At 66.9% G+C, this 18453-nt stretch carries 23 protein-coding genes; 5 read left to right on the top strand and 18 right to left on the bottom strand.

Going from position 1 to position 18453, the window contains the following annotated elements; genetic code table 11:
* Window positions 1-21: 21 nt before the first annotated feature.
* From rpsQ to rpsJ, 11 genes are read right to left on the bottom strand one after another with little or no spacing between them, the layout of a single operon-like run.
* Entirely contained in the window at window positions 22-294 is a 273-nt protein-coding gene (gene rpsQ / locus OG225_RS38570) for a 30S ribosomal protein S17 (protein ID WP_405179570.1), read from the bottom strand.
* Window positions 291-530: a 50S ribosomal protein L29 gene (gene rpmC / locus OG225_RS38565; protein WP_109525367.1), complete on the bottom strand. Its 240-nt coding sequence runs from the start codon at window positions 528-530 to the stop codon at window positions 291-293. The genes rpsQ and rpmC overlap by 4 nt, the downstream gene beginning before the upstream one ends.
* Window positions 530-946 (bottom strand): 50S ribosomal protein L16, encoded by a 417-nt coding sequence (gene rplP, locus OG225_RS38560; RefSeq protein WP_216912052.1) that lies wholly within the window; start codon window positions 944-946, stop codon window positions 530-532. The genes rpmC and rplP overlap by 1 nt, the downstream gene beginning before the upstream one ends.
* Before the next feature lie 4 nt (window positions 947-950).
* Window positions 951-1754 carry a 30S ribosomal protein S3 gene (gene rpsC, locus OG225_RS38555; RefSeq protein ID WP_109525365.1) on the bottom strand — a complete coding sequence of 268 codons (804 nt, stop codon included), beginning with the start codon at window positions 1752-1754 and terminating at the stop codon, window positions 951-953.
* Window positions 1755-2156 carry a 50S ribosomal protein L22 gene (gene rplV, locus OG225_RS38550; protein WP_109525364.1) on the bottom strand — a complete coding sequence of 134 codons (402 nt, stop codon included), beginning with the start codon at window positions 2154-2156 and terminating at the stop codon, window positions 1755-1757.
* Window positions 2153-2434 (bottom strand): 30S ribosomal protein S19, encoded by a 282-nt coding sequence (gene rpsS, locus OG225_RS38545; protein ID WP_014349056.1) that lies wholly within the window; start codon window positions 2432-2434, stop codon window positions 2153-2155. Before rpsS ends, rplV begins: the two co-directional genes overlap by 4 nt.
* Before the next feature lie 15 nt (window positions 2435-2449).
* Window positions 2450-3286 (bottom strand): 50S ribosomal protein L2, encoded by an 837-nt coding sequence (gene rplB / locus OG225_RS38540; RefSeq protein WP_109525363.1) that lies wholly within the window; start codon window positions 3284-3286, stop codon window positions 2450-2452.
* A gap of 33 nt (window positions 3287-3319) precedes the next feature.
* Window positions 3320-3625, bottom strand: a complete 306-nt coding sequence (gene rplW, locus OG225_RS38535) for a 50S ribosomal protein L23 (RefSeq protein ID WP_040686547.1) — start codon at window positions 3623-3625, stop codon at window positions 3320-3322.
* Window positions 3622-4344: a 50S ribosomal protein L4 gene (gene rplD / locus OG225_RS38530; protein ID WP_405179569.1), complete on the bottom strand. Its 723-nt coding sequence runs from the start codon at window positions 4342-4344 to the stop codon at window positions 3622-3624. Before rplD ends, rplW begins: the two co-directional genes overlap by 4 nt.
* On the bottom strand, window positions 4341-5006 hold the full coding sequence (gene rplC / locus OG225_RS38525) for a 50S ribosomal protein L3 (RefSeq protein WP_405179568.1): 666 nt from the start codon (window positions 5004-5006) through the stop codon (window positions 4341-4343). The genes rplD and rplC overlap by 4 nt, the downstream gene beginning before the upstream one ends.
* Before the next feature lie 14 nt (window positions 5007-5020).
* Window positions 5021-5326 (bottom strand): 30S ribosomal protein S10, encoded by a 306-nt coding sequence (gene rpsJ / locus OG225_RS38520; RefSeq protein ID WP_003938093.1) that lies wholly within the window; start codon window positions 5324-5326, stop codon window positions 5021-5023.
* Between the two features lie 499 nt (window positions 5327-5825).
* Here rpsJ and OG225_RS38515 point away from each other — a divergent pair, with 499 nt between their 5' ends.
* Together OG225_RS38515 and OG225_RS38510 are read left to right on the top strand one after the other, a co-directional pair.
* On the top strand, window positions 5826-6302 hold the full coding sequence (locus tag OG225_RS38515) for a hotdog fold domain-containing protein (protein ID WP_405179567.1): 477 nt from the start codon (window positions 5826-5828) through the stop codon (window positions 6300-6302).
* Between the two features lie 137 nt (window positions 6303-6439).
* Complete coding sequence (locus OG225_RS38510; protein ID WP_405179566.1) at window positions 6440-7636, top strand: lycopene cyclase family protein; 1197 nt, start codon at window positions 6440-6442, stop codon at window positions 7634-7636.
* Window positions 7637-7683: 47 nt separating this feature from the next.
* Here the strand turns inward: OG225_RS38510 and OG225_RS38505 are convergent, their stop codons facing one another.
* From OG225_RS38505 to OG225_RS38490, 4 genes are all read right to left on the bottom strand, one after another.
* The gene (locus tag OG225_RS38505) at window positions 7684-7953 is read right to left on the bottom strand and encodes a Uma2 family endonuclease (RefSeq protein ID WP_405179565.1); all 270 of its coding nucleotides are present in this window, start codon (window positions 7951-7953) and stop codon (window positions 7684-7686) included.
* 111 nt (window positions 7954-8064) lie between these two features.
* Window positions 8065-8958 (bottom strand): ABC transporter permease, encoded by an 894-nt coding sequence (locus OG225_RS38500; protein WP_216912062.1) that lies wholly within the window; start codon window positions 8956-8958, stop codon window positions 8065-8067.
* Window positions 8955-9785 carry an ABC transporter permease gene (locus OG225_RS38495; RefSeq protein ID WP_216912063.1) on the bottom strand — a complete coding sequence of 277 codons (831 nt, stop codon included), beginning with the start codon at window positions 9783-9785 and terminating at the stop codon, window positions 8955-8957. Before OG225_RS38495 ends, OG225_RS38500 begins: the two co-directional genes overlap by 4 nt.
* Window positions 9782-10765, bottom strand: coding sequence for an ATP-binding cassette domain-containing protein (locus OG225_RS38490; protein ID WP_109525355.1), 984 nt, complete (start codon window positions 10763-10765; stop codon window positions 9782-9784). Before OG225_RS38490 ends, OG225_RS38495 begins: the two co-directional genes overlap by 4 nt.
* Before the next feature lie 370 nt (window positions 10766-11135).
* Between OG225_RS38490 and OG225_RS38485 the strand changes: the two genes are divergently transcribed.
* Window positions 11136-12656: an aldehyde dehydrogenase family protein gene (locus tag OG225_RS38485; protein ID WP_405179564.1), complete on the top strand. Its 1521-nt coding sequence runs from the start codon at window positions 11136-11138 to the stop codon at window positions 12654-12656.
* Window positions 12657-12676: 20 nt separating this feature from the next.
* Here OG225_RS38485 and OG225_RS38480 read toward each other — a convergent pair whose 3' ends face one another.
* Window positions 12677-13960, bottom strand: a complete 1284-nt coding sequence (locus tag OG225_RS38480; protein ID WP_405179563.1) for a TetR/AcrR family transcriptional regulator — start codon at window positions 13958-13960, stop codon at window positions 12677-12679.
* Between the two features lie 131 nt (window positions 13961-14091).
* Here OG225_RS38480 and OG225_RS38475 point away from each other — a divergent pair, with 131 nt between their 5' ends.
* Both OG225_RS38475 and OG225_RS38470 read left to right on the top strand, forming a co-directional pair.
* Window positions 14092-14892: an enoyl-CoA hydratase-related protein gene (locus OG225_RS38475; protein WP_405179562.1), complete on the top strand. Its 801-nt coding sequence runs from the start codon at window positions 14092-14094 to the stop codon at window positions 14890-14892.
* 67 nt (window positions 14893-14959) lie between these two features.
* Window positions 14960-15985 carry an SDR family oxidoreductase gene (locus OG225_RS38470; RefSeq protein ID WP_405179561.1) on the top strand — a complete coding sequence of 342 codons (1026 nt, stop codon included), beginning with the start codon at window positions 14960-14962 and terminating at the stop codon, window positions 15983-15985.
* A gap of 9 nt (window positions 15986-15994) precedes the next feature.
* On the opposite strand, the gene OG225_RS38465 is transcribed toward OG225_RS38470, so the two are convergent.
* Window positions 15995-17230, bottom strand: coding sequence for an Nramp family divalent metal transporter (locus OG225_RS38465; RefSeq protein ID WP_405183505.1), 1236 nt, complete (start codon window positions 17228-17230; stop codon window positions 15995-15997).
* A 113-nt stretch (window positions 17231-17343) separates the two neighbouring features.
* On the bottom strand, window positions 17344-18336 hold the full coding sequence (locus tag OG225_RS38460; RefSeq protein ID WP_216912094.1) for an alpha/beta hydrolase family protein: 993 nt from the start codon (window positions 18334-18336) through the stop codon (window positions 17344-17346).
* Between the last annotated feature and the right edge of the window lie 117 nt (window positions 18337-18453).

The following is an 18453-nucleotide window of genomic DNA, read 5'->3' as shown; positions in this document are numbered from 1 at the left end:
ACTATCAGCCGTGGAGCGGACTTACTTGGCCCGCTCCAGGACCTCGACCAGACGCCAGCGCTTGGTGGCCGACAGAGGACGGGTCTCCATCAGCTGAACGCGGTCGCCGACGCCGGCCACCTCGTTCTCGTCGTGCGCCTTCACCTTGGAGGTGGTGCGAATGATCTTGCCGTAGAGCGGGTGCCGGTGACGGTCTTCCAGCTCGACGACGATCGTCTTGTTCATCTTGTCCGAGACAACGTAGCCGCTGCGAACCTTGCGGCTGTTGCGCTGCCCTTCCACTTTGTCGGTCATGCCGCATCTCCCTTGCCAGCGGGTCCGGTGGCCAGGCCGAGCTCGCGCTCGCGCATGACCGTGTAGATGCGCGCGATCTCGTGACGAACGACGCGCAGCCGACGGTTGTTGTCCAGCTGACCCGTCGCCATCTGGAAGCGCAGGTTGAACAGCTCTTCCTTCGACTCACGCAGGCGGGAAACGAGTTCGTCCTCGGTGAGCTCGCGGAGCTCTGCGGCCGGTGTTTCGGTAGCCATCAGAACTGCTCCTCCCTGGTCACGATCCTGCACTTCATGGGGAGCTTGTGCATCGCGCGGCGCAGGGCCTCACGAGCGGTCTCCTCATTGGGGTACGACATTTCGAACATCACGCGACCGGGCTTGACGTTCGCGATCCACCACTCCGGCGACCCCTTACCGGAACCCATGCGGGTCTCGGCGGGCTTCTTGGTGAGGGGGCGATCCGGGTAGATGTTGATCCAGATCTTGCCGCCACGCTTGATGTGGCGGGTCATCGCGATACGGGCCGACTCGATCTGCCGGTTGGTCACGTAAGCCGGCTCCAGCGCCTGGATTCCGAACTCGCCGAACGTCACCGAGGTGCCGCCCTTGGCCATGCCGGAACGACCGGGGTGATGCTGCTTACGGTGCTTGACCTTACGAGGCATCAGCATTGCTTCAGCCCTCCTGTGTCTCTGCCGGTGCCTCCGCCACAGCGGTGGCGGCGCGTCCGGCCTCGGTGCTGGTCGCCGTGGTGCCGGCGGACCCGGACCGACGCGGACGGCTCGGACGCTCGCGGCGTGGACGATCACGATCGCCTGCCGGAGCGCTCGCGGCGGTCAGCTCACGCTTGCCACCGACGATGTCGCCCTTGTAGATCCAGACCTTCACACCGATGCGACCGAAGGTGGTCTTGGCCTCGTAGAGGCCGTAGTCGATATCCGCACGCAGCGTGTGCAGCGGAACGCGACCCTCACGGTAGAACTCCGAGCGCGACATTTCGGCGCCACCGAGGCGGCCCGAGCACTGCACGCGGATGCCCTTGACGTTCGGCGAACGCATGGCCGACTGAATGGCCTTACGCATCGCGCGACGGAACGCCACACGGTTGGAGAGCTGCTCGGCCACACCCTGGGCAACGAGCTGCGCATCCGATTCGGGGTTCTTGACCTCGAGGATGTTCAGCTGCACCTGCTTCTTGGTGAGCTTCTCCAGCTCGGCGCGGATGCGGTCGGCTTCCGCGCCACGACGGCCGATCACGATGCCCGGACGCGCTGTGTGGATATCCACACGGACGCGATCACGGGTGCGCTCGATCTCGACCTTCGAGATGCCCGCCCGCTCCATGCCGGTGGCGAGGAGCTTGCGAATGGCGACGTCTTCCTTCACGTAGTCCGCGTACTGCTTGTCCGCGTACCAACGCGACTTCCAGTCGGTGGTGATACCGAGGCGGAAGCCATGGGGGTTGATTTTCTGTCCCATTTACTTTGCCCCTCCCTTCCGGCGGTTACGAGTGGATCCACCGGCGGTGGGAACGCTCTCGACCTCGATGGTGATGTGGCTGGTGCGCTTGCGGATCCGGAACGCACGGCCCTGGGCCCGCGGCTGGAAACGCTTCATGGTGGCGCCCTCGTCGACGTAGGCCGTCGAGATCACCAGGGTCGCCGGGTTGAGGCCGAGGTTGTTCTCGGCGTTCGCCGCGGCGCTTGCCACGACCTTGGCGACCGGCTCGCTCGCTGCCTGGGGCGCGAACTTCAGGATCGCCAGGGCGTCCTCGACTCGCTTGCCGCGGACCAGGTCCACGACACGACGAGCCTTCATCGGGGTCACGCGAACGTGCTTGGCCGTCGCGCGCGCAGTCGGATTCTGAGTCTCAGTGGTCATCGCCGCTTGCTCTTCCGGTCTTCCTTCACGTGGCTCTTGAACGTGCGCGTGGGCGCGAACTCACCCAGCTTGTGTCCGACCATGTTCTCGGAGACGAACACCGGCACGTGCTTGCGACCGTCATGGACGGCGAAGGTGTGACCGATGAAATCCGGGGTGATGGTCGAACGGCGGGACCAGGTCTTGATGACCTGCTTGGTGCCCTTGTCGTTCTGAACGTCCACCTTCGCTTGGAGGTGGTCGTCGACGAACGGGCCCTTCTTGAGGCTGCGTGGCATTTCTTACCTCCTCCTTCAGCGCTTCTTGCCGGTCTTGCGACGGCGGACGATGAGCTTGTCGCTCGGACGGTTGGGCTTGCGGGTGCGGCCTTCCGGCTGACCCCACGGCGAGACCGGGTGGCGACCACCGGAGGTCTTGCCCTCGCCACCACCGTGCGGGTGGTCGACCGGGTTCATGACGACACCACGGACCGTGGGACGGCGACCTTTCCAGCGCATACGGCCGGCTTTGCCCCAGTTGATGTTCGACTGCTCGGCGTTGCCGACCTCGCCGACGGTGGCGCGGCAGCGCACGTCGACGCGGCGGATTTCACCGGAGGGCATACGCAGCGTGGCGTAGGGGCCTTCCTTGCCGAGCAGCTGGATGCTCATACCGGCCGAGCGGGCCAGTTTGGCGCCGCCGCCCGGACGAAGCTCCACCGCGTGGATGGTGGTACCCGTCGGGATGTTGCGCAGCGGCAGGTTGTTACCCGGCTTGATGTCGGCCGTGGGGCCGGACTCGATCGGGGTGCCCTGCTTGATGCCCTTCGGCGCGATGATGTAGCGCTTCTCGCCGTCGACAAAATGCAGGAGTGCGATATTCGCGGTGCGGTTCGGGTCGTACTCGATGTGAGCGACCTTGGCCGGGATGCCGTCCTTGTCCAGTCGACGGAAGTCGATCAGACGGTAGGCACGCTTGTGGCCGCCACCGCGGTGCCGGGTGGTGATACGACCGTGCGCGTTACGGCCACCGCTCTTGGTCAGCGGACGCAGCAGCGACTTCTCGGGGGTGGACCGGGTGATCTCGGCGAAGTCCGAGACGGACGCCCCGCGCCTACCCGGCGTAGTCGGCTTGTACTTACGAATTGCCATGAGTTCTTCTCTGCTTTCTGGATTCCCGTCCGCTTACGCGACCGGGCCTCCGAAGATCTCGATGGGCTTGCTGTCGGCCGAGATGGTCACGAGCGCACGCTTGGTGTCCTTGCGCTTGCCGTAACCGAAGCGGGTCCGCTTGCGCTTGCCCTGACGGTTGGCGGTGTTGACGCTGGTCACCTTCACACCGAAAACCTTCTCGACGGCGATCTTGATCTGCGTCTTGTTGGAGTCCGGGTGCACGATGAAGGTGTAGGTGCCTTCTTCGATGAGTCCGTAGGACTTCTCCGAGATGACCGGCGCCAGCAGGATGTCGCGGGGGTCGGCGATGGTGGTCACTTGCTCTCCTCCTGAACAGCGGAGCCGGGCTGCTCATTCTGGGCCGACTCCGTCGGACCGTGCACGAAGGCGTTGAGAGCCTCGACGCTGAACACCACTTCGTCGCTGTTGAGCACGTCGTAGGTGTTGAGCTGGTCCGGTGCGATCGGCAGCACGTTCTCCAGGTTCGCCACGCTCTTCCACGCGGCGACGTCCTCGCGGCCGACGACGACCAGGAACTTCTTGCGGTCCGAGAGCTCGGCCAGGAAGGTCTTGGCGGTCTTGGTCGACGGGGTCTGACCGGCGACCAGTTCGGTGATCACGTGGATACGCTCGTTGCGGGCCCGATCCGACAGGGCGCCACGGAGGGCGGCGGCCTTCATCTTCTTGGGGGTCCGCTGGCTGTAGTCACGCGGCTGCGGGCCGTGGACGACGCCACCACCGGCGAACTGCGGCGCGCGGGTCGAGCCCTGGCGGGCGCGGCCGGTGCCCTTCTGCCGGTACGGCTTCTTGCCGCCACCACGGACCTCGCCACGAGTCTTCGTGGAGTGGGTTCCTTGGCGAGCCGCGGCGAGCTGGGCCACGACGACCTGGTGCATCAGCGCGATGTTGGCGGTCACGTCGAAGATCTCCGCGGGGAGGTCGACGGTTCCGTTGGATTTGCCGCCGATCTCTTTCACCGGCAGCGTCAGATTCACGGACTGCTCCGCGGAATCCTTCTTCTCGGTATTGACGGTCATGCGTGCGCACCACCCTTCACGGCGCTCTTGACGATCACGACGCTGTTCTTGCGACCCGGGATCGCTCCCTTGATCAGCAGCAGGCCGTTCTCGGCGTCCACCTTGTGAACCGACAGGTTCTGGGTGGTGACGCGGTCGTTACCCATCCGACCCGACATGCGCATGCCCTTGAACACGCGGCCGGGGGTGGCGCAACCACCGATGGAACCGGGGCGACGGTGCACGGCCTGCGCACCGTGCGAGGCGCCCTGACCGGCGAAGCCGTGACGCTTCATGGTGCCGGCGAAGCCCTTGCCCTTGCTGGTGCCGGTGACGTCGACGTACGCGCCCTCTTCGAAGACATCGGCGGAGAGTTCCTGGCCGATCTCGAAGGTGGTCGCGTCGGCGACGCGGATCTCGGCGACGTGGCGGCGCGGGGTGACACCGGCCTTGGCGAACTGGCCGGAAGTCGGCTTGTTCACCTTGCGCGGGTCGATGGCGCCGAAAGCGATCTGCACGGCGCTGTAGCCGTCGCGCTCCACGGTGCGGATCTGGGTCACGACGTTCGGTCCCGCCTTGATGACGGTGACCGGAACGACCCGATTCTTGTCGTCGAAGACCTGGGTCATGCCGAGCTTGGTGCCCAGGATGCCGGCTGCGGGCCGGTTCTTGTTGTCAGTCATATCTCGAGTCCCCGTCACTGAATGTTGACGTCGACGCTGGCCGGCAGGTCGATGCGCATCAGCGCGTCGACCGTCTTCGGCGTCGGGTCGAGGATGTCGATAAGCCGCTTGTGCGTACGCATCTCGAAGTGCTCGCGCGAGTCCTTGTACTTGTGCGGCGAACGGATGACGCAGTACACGTTCTTCTCGGTGGGCAACGGCACCGGGCCGACGACACGTGCCCCGGTACGGGTCACCGTCTCGACGATCTTGCGCGCGGACGCGTCGATCGCCTCGTGGTCGTAGGCCTTGAGCCTGATGCGGATCTTTTGTCCCGCCACGCTAAGTGTCCTTTTCTCCGCTTTCGTTCGTGATCCGGAAGCTGCGCTCCCGAACCACCCTCATTTGCACAGTCCGAACACACGAAAGACGCCTCAGAAGAGACCTACGACCGGGCACCGCCCGATCTTCGCCGCTGTTCATCTGTCATGGTTCTCCGGTCCACGCGGTCGGGCGTGTCGCCTTTCCGCTCATTCCTCTGCCCGGACAGAAACTTCATCTCAGGCCTGGAACGTTCGTCCCGGACGTACCCGCGCTGATAAGCCAGCGGGATACACGATTGGGTACTGCTCGCCTCGCCCGACCGCATTCGATTCCGACTTCGGGAACAGACGCGGCCCGGTGCAGGGCAACCCGAACAGTATGCCCGATGCCCCTGGACACTTCAAATCCGCCCCCACCACCGGCGCGTGCTTCCGAAGAAGCGCAGCTCGAAGGCCGATTCGTCAAGTATGCCCATACTTCGACCGAGCAGAACTTACTTTTGAGTAAGATGCGGGCATGACGAAAGAGACCGCGACCTACCGCGGCTGGAAGAAGCTGCCGGACAACCGCCTGGGGCACGCGCTGTTCTCGCTGGGCATGGTCGCGAGGGTGCCGTATTTCGGCACGGTGCTGCCGAACGTGGTGCGGCTGGAACCGGGATTGTGCGAGGTCACCTCGCCGAAGTGGTTCGGCATCCACAATCATCTCGGCACCTATCACGCGATCGCCGCGTGCAATCTCGCCGAGGTCGCGATGGGCATGCTCAGCGAGGCGACGGTGCCGTCCTCGCACCGCTGGATCCCCAAGGCCATGAACGTGCGGTACCTGGCCAAGGCCGAAACCGGGCTGCGCGCGGTGGCGCGGTTGGCCGAGATCCCCGACTTCTCGCTGATCACCGAGGGAACCGAGCTGACGGTGCCGGTCGCGATCTACGACAAGCACGGGGTCGAAGTCGTGCACGCGGAGATCACGACGTGGGTCACGCCGAAGTAGGTGCCTGGAGGCTCTCACGAACGCCGTCGGGCAGGCAGGCCGGTGAACGAAGTGCCCCCGAACAGGCGAATCCGACACGCGGTGTGGTTCGCCACGGGTAGTTGCACCGCCCGATCCCGACGGCATTGAATGCTTCTATGAGCGACAGCGCAGTCAGCGATTTCGATATCGCCGTGGTCGGACTCGGTCCGGCCGGGCGCGCGCTGGCCCATCGCGCGATGCTGGCCGGATTCCGCGTGGCGGCCGTCGATCCGCGCCCGGATCGGCTCTGGCCGCCCACCTTCTCCTGCTGGGTCGACGAGTTGCCCAGGTGGCTGCCCGCCGAGGCGATCGCGGTCCGCATCCCCGCCCCGACGGTCTGGACCACGACCGAGCACCGGATCGAGCGACCCTACTGCGTGCTGTCCAAACCCGGTCTGCACGCCGCCCTGCCACTGGACGACGCGACCGTTTTCGCCGCCCGCGCCACCGAGGTCGGCGCGCACGAGGTCGAACTCGCGGACGGTGTGAAACTCAGGGCGGCAACGGTTTTCGACACCCGCGGACTCCCGCCCCTCGGACAGCGGCGAGCGGCGAGCGCGCACGGCATCTTCGTCGACGCCGACACCGCCGCTCCCATGGTCGCCGATGGTGAAGGCCTGCTGCTGGATTGGCGACCGGAGAACGGCGCGGGCCCCGAGGAGCCGCCGTCGTTCCTCTACGCGGTTCCGCTCGGCGACGGGACCGTCATCTTCGAGGAGACCAGCCTCGGACTTCGCGGCGGTATGCCGCAGCGTGAACTGCGCAGGCGCACGCTCGAACGTCTTGCCGCGCACGGTATCCGGCTCACCGGCGACGAGCCGAGCGAAGCCGCGCACTATCCGCTCGATCAGCCGCCACCGCGCCGTGGGGCCGGGCGGGCGATCCCGTTCGGTTCCAGGGGCGGGATGATGCACCCCTGCACCGGCTACAGCGTCGCCGACTCACTGGCCCTGGTCGACACCGCCGTCGACGCGCTGCGGGCGGGCCGCGATCCGATCGAGGCCCTGTGGCCGTGGCAGGCCCGCCTGGTCTACTGGATGCGGACACGCGGCCTGTACGGCCTCGGTCGACTCACCACCGACCAGTCGATCGCCATGTTCGAGGCGTTCTTCACCGAATCCGAACGCGGACAGCGCGCGCTGCTGTCGGCCCACGACGACTACGCCGCCCTCGGCGCGGTGCTGTTCAACACCGTCGCCCACACCTGGCCCTTCCGCTGGCGCTACGACCTGGTCGGCTGGACCAACCGCGACCGGTGGTCGGACTACGACTTCCCCGCCGTCACGGAGCGATTACCCCACCCCACCGACTGAAACCCGACGCGGTCGGGAATTGCTGTGGCCCAGTTGCCGCCTGTGCCTCACTTGAACTCGGCGGTCTCCAACGTCAGCGCGAAGGGCTCGGGAAGGTCGAGCGACTTACCGAAAGGCACACGGATTTCTTGGCGATAGTCGATGAGATCAGCGTGTCCGCCGGGTTCACCGAGGAGAGTGACGGCTTCGAGTTCACGATCGATCAGGAGATACAGGGGCACGCCACCACGCGCGTAGCAATACCTCTTGGACTTGCGGTCTCGATCGGCCCCTGAACTGGTGACTTCCATGACCAGCAGAACCTTGTCGACAGGCATCCAGCCCGGCTCGTCCGCATATCAGCATACGGATCACAGCTGGTCATCGCCGCCGTTCATCGGCTCTCCGAGGCCCGAGACATCAGCGTCGCGCACCCCGGAGTACCGAACTCAGGCTCCGGTTTCGGCCGCGCGCTGGTAGCCGCGGATCGCGGGCCAGCCGAAGACGAGGAGGATGCCGACGGTCCACGCGACGGTTTTCATGAGGGGTTCGGCGACGGGGCCGCCATAGGACAGGCCGCGCATGGCGTCGATGGCGCAGCTCATCGGCTGGTTCTCGACCACGTCCTGCAACCAGACCGGGTAGGCGTTGACCGGGACGAAACCGGTGTTGAAGAACATCAGCAGGGTGTTGAAGATGCTGACCAGGCTGACCAGCATCACGCCCTCGGTGATGGTCGCCAGTGCGGTGACCAGGACCGCGAAACCGACGCCGAACAGGACCGGGATGCCGATCATGGCCAGGGCGGCGATCGGTCCCTGGTCGAATCGGAAGCCGATCGCGAAACCGACGGCGATCACGATCAGCGTGGTCACGAGCACGCGGACGGCTTCGGCGAGCAGTCGACCGGTCAGGCCCGCCGCCCGGTGCACGGGCATGGTCCAGAAACGGCCGAGCAGTCCGGTGGCCTTCTCGACCTTGAATCCCAGCGCGCTGACCACCGCGCCCGCCATCGCCGCGACCAGCGTGATCATCGGCACCTGACCGTAGACGGCCGGTTTGCCGGTGGCGTCGCTGATCGAATTACCGAGCACCACGTGGAACATCAGCAGGGTGACGGCCGGGTAGAGGATCGTCTGAATGGTGGTCGCGGGGTCGCGGGCCCAGCCGTAGAGCAGTCGTTTGCTCTGGATGAGGCTGTGCGAGGCCCAGGTGGTGAGCGCGCCCTCGGATTTCGCGTGCGTGACCGTCGGCAGCGGGGTCCACCGCGGCGTGCCGGGCGAATCGGGGTCGGATGTCACATCGGACGCTTCCGGTCGCATGGTCGTCTCCACCGAACTCATGATCGCCTCACACTCGCCCAGACCGCGAACGGGATGAACACGATCGCCAGCCCGCCCAACCACACCAGCGGAACCCACAGCACCTGCCAGGTCACGCCGTCGGCGGCCATGTCGCGCATCGCGAAGGAGAACTGGGAGATCGGTTGATTGCGCGCGAACGGCCGTATCCACTCGGGGAAACTACTCTCGGGGACGAACCCGCACGACAGCATGCCGAAGATGATCGTCGGCAGGGTGAGTGCCTGACTGAGCGATTCCGGGCTCTTGGTCACGCTGCCGAGTCCGTCGGCGCCGATCGCCAGCACCGTGCCGACCGCGAGCGAGAACGCGCAGAACAGCACGGCCTGCCCGAGTCCCGCCTCGAATCGGAACCCGATCATGTGGCCGAACAGCAGCGCGCCGGTCAGCGAGACGACCGAGCGGATCAGACCGGCGCTGATACGTGCCGTCAGCGGCACCAAGGTGCCGATGGGCATGGTTTGCAACCGGGTACTCAGCCCGGTGAGCGCTTCGAACGCCGAGAGCTGCGCGTTCGACATCATGGTGAAGGCCATGGTCTGGAGCACGATGACCGGCATGACGAACTGCGCGTAGTCGATGCCCTGGAATTTCATGACGTAGCGCAGCGGCAGGTAGAAGCCGAGGGTGAAGACCAGCGGGGTGACGAACGCGACGATCAGTTCGCCCTTGGTCGCCATCGTCCACACGACACGACCGGCCAGCGCCCGCCACTGCGCGAAGGAGGACGGGTCCGCCGTGGGAAGTTCGGCGAAGAGCACGGCCGGGTCGGTGCGGTGCTCGGCTCTCTCGCCGGTGGCCGCCGTCATGCGTGGCTGCCCGAATGTCCGGTGATCGACAGGAACACGTCGTCCAGCGACGGCCTGCGCAACCCGATATCGGCCAGGTCGACGCCGGCCGAATCCAGCCTGCGCAGCGCCTCGGCCAGGGTGGCCGCGCCCTCGGGGGCCGGAATGGAGAGGCGGTCGACGCCCTCGAGTTCGGCGAGCACCGCGGCGGGCACGAGGTCGCCGAGCGCGTCGGCGACCTTGCGCATCTGGGTGGGATCGAGCGGGACCACCTCGCAGTAACTGCCGCCGGTGCGCTCCTTGAGCTCGTCGGCGGTGCCCTCGGCGATCACCGTGCCCTTGTCGATGACGATGATCCGATCGCTGAGCACGTCGGCTTCCTCGAGGTACTGCGTGGTCAGCAGTACGGTGATGCCCTGACTCTTGAGGATCTGCACCAGATCCCACACGCCCTGGCGGCTGCGCGGATCCAGGCCGGTGGTCGGCTCGTCGAGGAACACCACCTCGGGGCGGACCACCAGACCGCAGGCGATGTCGACCCGGCGGCGCATACCGCCCGAGTAGTTGCGCACCGCACGGCGACCGGCGCTGACCAGGTCGAACTGTTCGAGCAGATCGTCGGCGCGGCGGCGGGCGACGGTCTTGCGCAGACCCATCAGCCTGCCGAAGAGTTCCAGGTTCTCCCGGCCGGACAGATTCTCGTCCAGCGCGGCGTACTGCCCGGTCATCATGATCGAGCGGCGCACGCTGGAGGGATCCTTGCGCACGTCGTGGCCCGCGACGACCGCGTTTCCGGAATCCGGGCGCAGCAGCGTCGACAGGATCTTCACCGTCGTGGTCTTACCCGCGCCGTTGGGTCCGAGGATGCCGAGCACATTGGCCTTCGCCGCGGTGAAACTGATGCCCTGCAGCGCGTGGACGTCGCCGAAGGATTTTCGGACGTCCTCCACGATGACCGCTGGTTCACTCGCGGGCGAATCTGCTTGGTTCGAACTCGGCATCAACTCTCCACTATCGGCCGGGGGCGGCGACCGGGTCACCGGTGCACACGGCTGTGCGCCCTCCGGAGGGTGATCGGACCGCTCGGCGTGATGTTACCGGGCGGAGATGGCCCGACCGTTCCTGCGCCGGTATCCCGTCTACGCGGAACCTAAATGTGTCTTTACTCACATTTTGCGAGGGCGCGCGGGCCGCCGCCGAATCGCCGCTGGTAGCGCCGGTCATGGGCAGCGCAAGGGCAGCGACTACGCCTTGTCGGCGCGCGTCGACGCGCCATAGTCTTCACGCAGGGGAACCAATGTGCTCACTCGTCGGCGGGGTCGCTGTACACCGAGTGGGTACCAGGGCGGGGATGACTGCGAAGAGGTGACCATGGCCGAGTCCGCGCAGCCACAAGTGGTGGTGTATCCCGGTGGATCGGGCCGAACGAATGTGCTGACGTCCTACGATCCACGCACCGGTGAGACGGTCGGGACGTACGCGATAATGGGCGCGAGCGAATTGAACCGCACGGTTCGCGCCGCACGAGCCGCCGAAAGATGGTGGGCTGATTTAGGTTTCGTGGCGCGCAAGCGCTGGCTACTCGATTGGAAGCGCAGTATCGCAAGGCGGGCAACCGAATTGGTGGAGCTGCTGTGTGAGGAGACCGGAAAACCGGAGGCGGACGCGGTAATCGAGGTGATGCTCGCGGTCGAGAATCTGGATTGGGCCGCACGCAACGCGGCCCGCGCGCTGCGCCGCCGCAGTCTCGGCTCGACGTGGCTCACGCGCAACCAGAAGGCCTCGGTCGGCTATCTGCCGCTCGGCGTCGTCGGGGTGCTCGGGCCGTGGAACAACCCGGTCTTCACCGCGATGGGCTCGATCGCCTACGCGATGGCCGCCGGAAATGCCGTGGTGTTCAAGCCACATGAGCTGACCACCGGCGTCGGAGTCTGGCTCGCCGAGAGCTGGACCGAACTGGCGCCGAGCCAGCCGGTGCTCCAGGTGGTCACCGGTGACAGGAGCACCGGCGCCGCGCTGTGTCGGGCCAAGGTGGACAAGATCGCCTACGCGGGTTCGGATTCCGGTGCGCGCGAGGTGATCTCGCTGTGCGCGCAGAGCATGACGCCGGTGGTGGTCGAACACAACGGCAAGGGCTCGATGGTGGTGCATGTCGACGCCAGACTCGATGATGCCGCGGAGGCGGCGGTTTTCGGGGCGATGGCCAACGCGGGCCAGAACCCCACCGGAATCCAGTGCGCCTACGTCGCCGATTCGGTGTTCGACAATTTCCTGGAACTGGTCGCCGGTCACGCGAAGAGGTTGCGTCCCGGCGCGGACCGGAAGGCGTCCTACGGTCCGATGATCATGGAATCCCAGGTCGGCGTGATCCGAAAACAGGTGCGCGACGCCCTCGCGCGCGGTGGCCGGGCGGTGGTCGGCGGACTCGATTCGATACGCGAACCGTATATATCGCCGATCGTGCTCGCCGAGGTTCCCGAGGAGAGTCTCGCGGTCACCGGGGAGGCGATCGGGCCGGTGCTGATCGTGAATCGGGTCTCGATGATGGACGAGGCGGCCCAGCGCATCAACGCGTCGGGCAATGGGGTCGCGGTCTCGGTGTTCACCCGTGACGTGCGCAGTGTCGACGCGTTCGCCGAACAGTTGCGCGTCGGTGTGGTGACGATCAATTCCTCGACCGCCTACGCGGGTATTCCCGCGCTGCCGTTCGGCGGGGTGGGCGAATACGGGCAGGGACACAGCCACGGCGAACACGGATTGCGCGAATTCAGCCGGACGCTGGCGGTGGCGCGCAAGAAGTACCGCGCCGCGGTGGACCTGTCCACATTCGACCGGCATTCGCGTCATCTGCGCGCGGCCAAGACCATGTTCCGACTACGGCACGCGCGCTGACGGGTGGGCGGCAGTCCGGTTCAGTCGTCCCGGCCGGACTCGCCGCCCAGCAGTACCGCGCCCATCAGGGTGATGACGCGGGCGAGTTGCTCGGGCCGGGAATCGAAGCGAACGGCCCGGCCGACGTCGATGACCTGACCGATCGCGGCGTGGACGCGGAACCGCGCCTCGATCGGGTCGCCATCGAGCAGATTGGCCCACTCCAGCACGTTCTGGCGCTGAATGGCGCGCAACTTGTGCTGTTCGGCCTGCGGCAGATTGCTGAACTCGGCGTAGTAGACCGGCATGATCTCGGGTGTCGCGAAGGTCAGCCTGGCGTAGCGTTCGGCGATGCCGCAGGCCGCGCCGGGCCTACTTGTCGCCTCGGCCAGCGCCTCGGTGATCGCCATCGCGACCCGATCGCCGGTGCGGTAGAACGCCGCGGCGAGCAGATCGGATTTGCTGGTGAAGTAGCGGTACACGCTGGAGGCGTTGATGCCGACGGCCGCGCCGATCTCCTCGATACTGGCCTCGTGGTAACCCTGCCTGCCGAAGATCCTGATCGCCTCGGTGAGCAGCTGTTCGCGTTTCGATGTCACGGGAAGGCCCTTGGTCGCGGGTCCGGGCGCGGGTGACGGCGGCGCGGGCGGCAGGTCGGCGCGCACCAGTGCCCAGCACATGTCGTGCAGCAGCGGCAGCAGGCGCGCGCCCGACAGCGCGGTCCGATGCGCGGCGATGCTGGCGACGGCGCTGAGGACGGCGGCGGCGAGCAGGGCGATGTCCTCCTGCGGCGCGCCTGGGCGCAATTGCGCGATAGGGGCGGCGACGGTGGCGTTGAGATCGTCGTAGATCTTGCGGATCCGGACCCGATCCTCGCGTTCCAGGTAGCGCCGTTCCCAGCGGTAGAGCCCGGCCTCGCGGCGAATATCGATGGTGTGCTCGCTGATCGCCTCCAGCACCGCGTCGAGCCTGGCGGCGGGTGCGAGCCGGGGATCGTCGGCGGCCTGGGCCACCTCGAGCAGGTGGCGGGCGCCCTCTTCGGCGGCCGCGACCAGCAATGCGTATTTGTTGGCGAAATGCCGGTAGAGCGCCGGTCCGGAGATACCGACCTCCGCGGCGATCTCGTCGACGCCGACCGGGTAGTAGCCACGCTCGCTGAAGGCGCGAGCGGCCGCCCGGATGATCTGCACCTTGCGGTCCTTGGGGCGTCGGCGCACCGATTTGGGAGTGTCGACCCCGGCGGCACCGGTGCCGGAATCCGTGCTTTTACCACCTGGGTCACGCCGCGCGGAAGCGAGACCGACCTCGCTGCGATCCGCGACCATGCACCACTCCGTTCTGGGACGCCACTGCTTGTTGACAGCGCCGGACAGCTCAACCTAAGTTAACCACAATTCGCAAAGTTAACCACTATTCGTGTTGCGATGCCCGCCGAACGGCAGACCAGGAGCACCAGATGAGTACGACCGATTCCGCCCCGGCGACCTCCTTCTCCGCGGTCGAGGACGGCAAGATCCTGCGGGTCACCATCACCAATCCCAAGCGCAAGAACGCCGTCGACTACGACACGATGGTCGCGCTCGGCGACACCTTCCTCGCGGCCGCCGACGACCGCTCGGTCCGGGTCATCGTGCTGACCGGAGCGGGCGAGGATTTCTGCACCGGCGCCGATCTGTCCGCCGCCGCGGCGAACGCCCAGCGTGGCATCACCTCGGAGATGGTGATGGACACCGCCAACCGGCTCGTGAAATCGATCGTCGACTGCCCGGTCCCGGTCATCGCGCGGATCAAGGGTTCGGCGGCGGGCGTCGGCGTCGGGGTGGCGCTGGCGGCCGACCTCGTCTACGCGGACGTCGATTCCTATCTACTGCTCGCCTTCATCAATATCGGACTCATGCCCGACGGCGGCGCGGCGGCCATGGTCGCCGCGGCGGCCGGGCGTCCGCTCGCCGCCGAGATGGCCCTGCTCGGTGAACGACTGCCCGCACTCGCCGCGAAAGAGGCGGGCCTGTTCACCGGCGTGTTCGCGGGCGCGGAACTCGACGCGAAGGTCGGGGCCGCCGCGGCGAAACTGGCCGCGGGGCCGCGTCGCGCACTGGAACTGACCAAAGCCGCGCTGAATGCCGCCACGTTGCCCGCACTCGACGCCGCGCTCGCGGCGGAGAAGGCCGGACAGTCCGAATTGCTGGAATCGCCCGACTTCATCGAGGGCGCGACGGCGATGCTGACCAAGCGCGCGCCGGTCTTCTCCGACTGACCCACACCGTCGGCGAATGTGGCACCCGCCACACTTCACGGATCCGCGCCGACTATGTTGATCGGCTATGGCATACCTGGTTACCGGAGCAACTGGGTTCATCGGTCGGTTCCTCGTTCCGCAGTTGCTGAATCAGTACGGCGATATCCACGTCCTGGTCCGCCCCGGCCTCGATTCGGCGGACCGGTTCACCTGCTGCGCGCGGGAATGGGCGGCTGGTGACCGGATCCGGCCGGTCCACGGCGATCTCGGCGCGCCGGGTCTCGGCATCGACCGAGCCTGGCTCGACGAGCACCGGGGCACCATCGATCATGTCTTCCACCTCGCGGCCGGTTACGACCTGACCCAGCGCGGCGGCGGGACAAGACATGTCGTCGACGTCGCCGCCGACCTGCGGGCGGGACTTCTGCACCACGTCTCGACCATCGAGGTGGCGGGCATGTTCCAGGGCCTGTTCACCGAGGACATGTTCGATCAGGGCCAGGTGCTCGCCACCGCGAACCAGCGCACCAAATTCGAGGCCGAACGGATCGTGCGCGAATCCGGACTCGACTGGCGTATCTACCGGCCCTCGATCGTGATCGGCCATTCCAGGACCGGCGAGATCGACCGGATCGACGGGCCCTACTACTTCTTCCGCCTGCTGCGCATGGCCGCGCAATTGCCGCGCATCCTGCCGGTGCTGGTTCCGAAACTCGGCGAGACCAATATGGTGCCCGTCGATTTCGTCGCTCGCGCGCTGGCGTACCTGGCGCACAAGGACGGGCCGAACTCGACCACCTACCACCTGGTCGATCCCCGCAGGCAGAGCGCCGCCGAGGCACTGAACCTGTTCGCCGACGAGGCCGGTTCGCCGCATCTGGTCGAGGTGATGCCCAAACGCACCCTCGAGATGGTGCTGCGCGTGCCCGGTGCGCACTGGGTGCTCCCCCGCGTCGGCGTCCCGCAGGACGTGCTGGCGCACAGCGAGTTCACCTGCTGGTTCGACTGCCGACGCGCCACCGCGGCATTGGCCGACACCGATATCAAGGTGCCGCCGCTGGCCGGTTACGCCCCGCTGATCTGGAAGTACTGGGCCGAGAACTGGGTCTAGGACACCGGTTCAGCCCGTGACGGTCAGGTAGATCAGCGCGATGTTGAGCAGCGAGATGATCACCGCGACAAGCCATGCCAGCGCGCTGGTGACGCGGTGGTTCACGTCCGCGCCCATCAGCGTGCGGTCGGCGGTGAGTCGCGCCAGGGGGATCAGGGCGAACGGGATGCCGAAGGAGAGCACGACCTGGGAGATGATCAGCGCGCGCGTCGGGTCGATTCCCGCCGCCAGCACGGCGATAGCCGGAATCAGCGTGATCAGGCGACGCAACAGCAACGCGACCTTGCGCCGCAGCAGACCCTGCATGATCATCGCTCCGGCGTAGGCGCCGACCGAGGTGGACGCCAGCCCGGAGGCCAGCAGACCGATCGCGAGCAACAGGCCGGCGACGGGGCCGAGCGCCTCGCGGACCGCGGCGTGCGCCCCTTCCAGGGTGTCGACGTTCTCGCGCCCGCGCAGGGTGTTCGCGGCCATCAGCAGCATGGCCAGGTTGACGGTGCCGGCCAGCACCATGGCGAGCCCGACATCGACGCGGGTCGCGCGCAACAGCCGGACCCGGCCGGGGCCCGGCGCGGGATGGCCGTGCCGGTCCCTGGCCAGCCCGGAATGCAGGTACACCGCGTGCGGCATCACCGTCGCGCCGATCATGGCCGCCGCGAGCAGCACGCTCTCCGCGCCGTCGAAACGCGGGACCAACCCGGCGACGGCCTCCGACGCGGACGGCGGCGATATCACCACGCTCGCCAGGAATCCCACCGCGATCACCGCGAGCATGCCGATGATGACCCGTTCGAAGGGGCGTTGCCCGCGCCTGTCCTGCACGAGCAGCAACCCCATCGACACCACGCCGGTGATCAGTCCGCCGACCACGAGCGGTAACCCGAACAGCAGGTGCAGGGCGATGGCCCCGCCGACGACCTCGGCCAGGTCGGTCGCCATCGCGACGGTTTCGGCCTGACCCCAGTACGCCAGGCGCACCGGTCGGCTCGCCCGCTCCCGCACCGCCTCCGGCAGCGACATGCCGGTGACGAGGCCGAGTTTGGCGGAGAGGAACTGCACGAGTCCGGCCATGGCGTTCGCCATCACGATGACCCACACCAGCAGGTAGCCGAATTGCGCGCCCGCGCTGATATTGGACGCCACATTCCCGGGGTCGACGTAGGCGATCGCCGCGACGAACGCGGGCCCGAGCAGCGCGAGGAACGCTCCCGCGCGGCGCGCGGCCGGACGGGTCCGCTCCCCCAGTGTTGTGCTCACGAACAGAATTTTACGGTCACCCGAACTTATCGCCGCCCCCGGACGACGAACGCCCCGGCCGACCTCGAGGAGGCGACCGGGGCGTAGCGGGTTTCGTCGAGTCAGATCCCCATGCCGCGGGCCAGCGTCGGCCACGACTGGTGCAGGTCGTCCTGCCAGTAGCCCCACGAGTGCGTGCCGTTGGGACGGAAGTTGAACGTCGCCGGGATACCGAGCTGGTCCAGCTTGGTTTGCAGGTTGTGGGTGCAGTAGTTGGTTCCTGCCTCGATCACACCGCCGATGAGCACCTGGTTGGCCAGGCCGTACGCGCCGGGCAGCGCGTAGGGGCCGTCGAGGGTGTCGTACTGGCCGGGCAGGCCGGTGCCGGTGGAGACATAGAGTTCCACTCCGCGCAGACCTTCCGCGTTCAGGTACGGGTCGTTCTTCTTCCACTCCTCCGAACCCTCGGGGCCCCACATGTTCAAGGTGTCGCCGCCGCCCCAGGTCTCGACGGTCAGCCGCACGAATTCCGAGCCGACCGGATCACTGGTCTGGGCGCAGCCGCTGTAGGCTGCGGCGGCCTTGTACAGGCCGGGCTTGGCGATCGGCAGCGCCAGCACCGTGGTGCCCGAGGTCGACAGACCCGCGATACCGTTCACCCCGTTGGTGCCGAGCGCGCCGTCGACCAGCGGCGGCAGCTCCTCGGTGAAGAAGGTCTTCCACTTGTTGCGGCCCAGCGTCGGATCGTCGGCGATCCAGTCGGTGTAGTAGCTCCATTTGCCGCCGATCGGCTGGATCACGTTGACGTTCTTGTCGCGCAGGAACTCGAGCGCGTCGGTCTTGGCGTTCCACGACGCCGAATCCTCGCCGCCGCCCGCGCCGTTGAGCAGGTACAGGGCCGGACGCGGCACCGAGGCGTCGGCGGGGCGCTGCACGTCGACCGGGAAGGTCTCGTCCATGGCCGCCGAATACACGTAGAGCCGGATACTGCGCGAATCCTTGATCTCGGCCTTGGTGATCTTGGAACCGTCGGGCGCTACCGGATTGGCCAGAAGCGCTTTGGAATCGATGATCGGGTCAGCGGCCGTCGCCGATGATGCGCCGAGTCCGGACATGACTGCCGCGATGGCCGCGGTCGCCGCGATGATCGCCGCGGCACGGGAGCCACGGCGCCGGGTCTGTCGACGTATCAATTTCACACCTTCACTTCGTATCGGGATGACAGAGGGCCG

The sequence above is a fragment of the Nocardia sp. NBC_01377 genome, assembly GCF_045040005.1.
Taxonomy (GTDB): domain Bacteria; phylum Actinomycetota; class Actinomycetes; order Mycobacteriales; family Mycobacteriaceae; genus Nocardia; species Nocardia noduli.
Note: the sequence above shows the minus strand (reverse complement) of the source record. Positions and strands in the feature narration are given on the sequence as shown.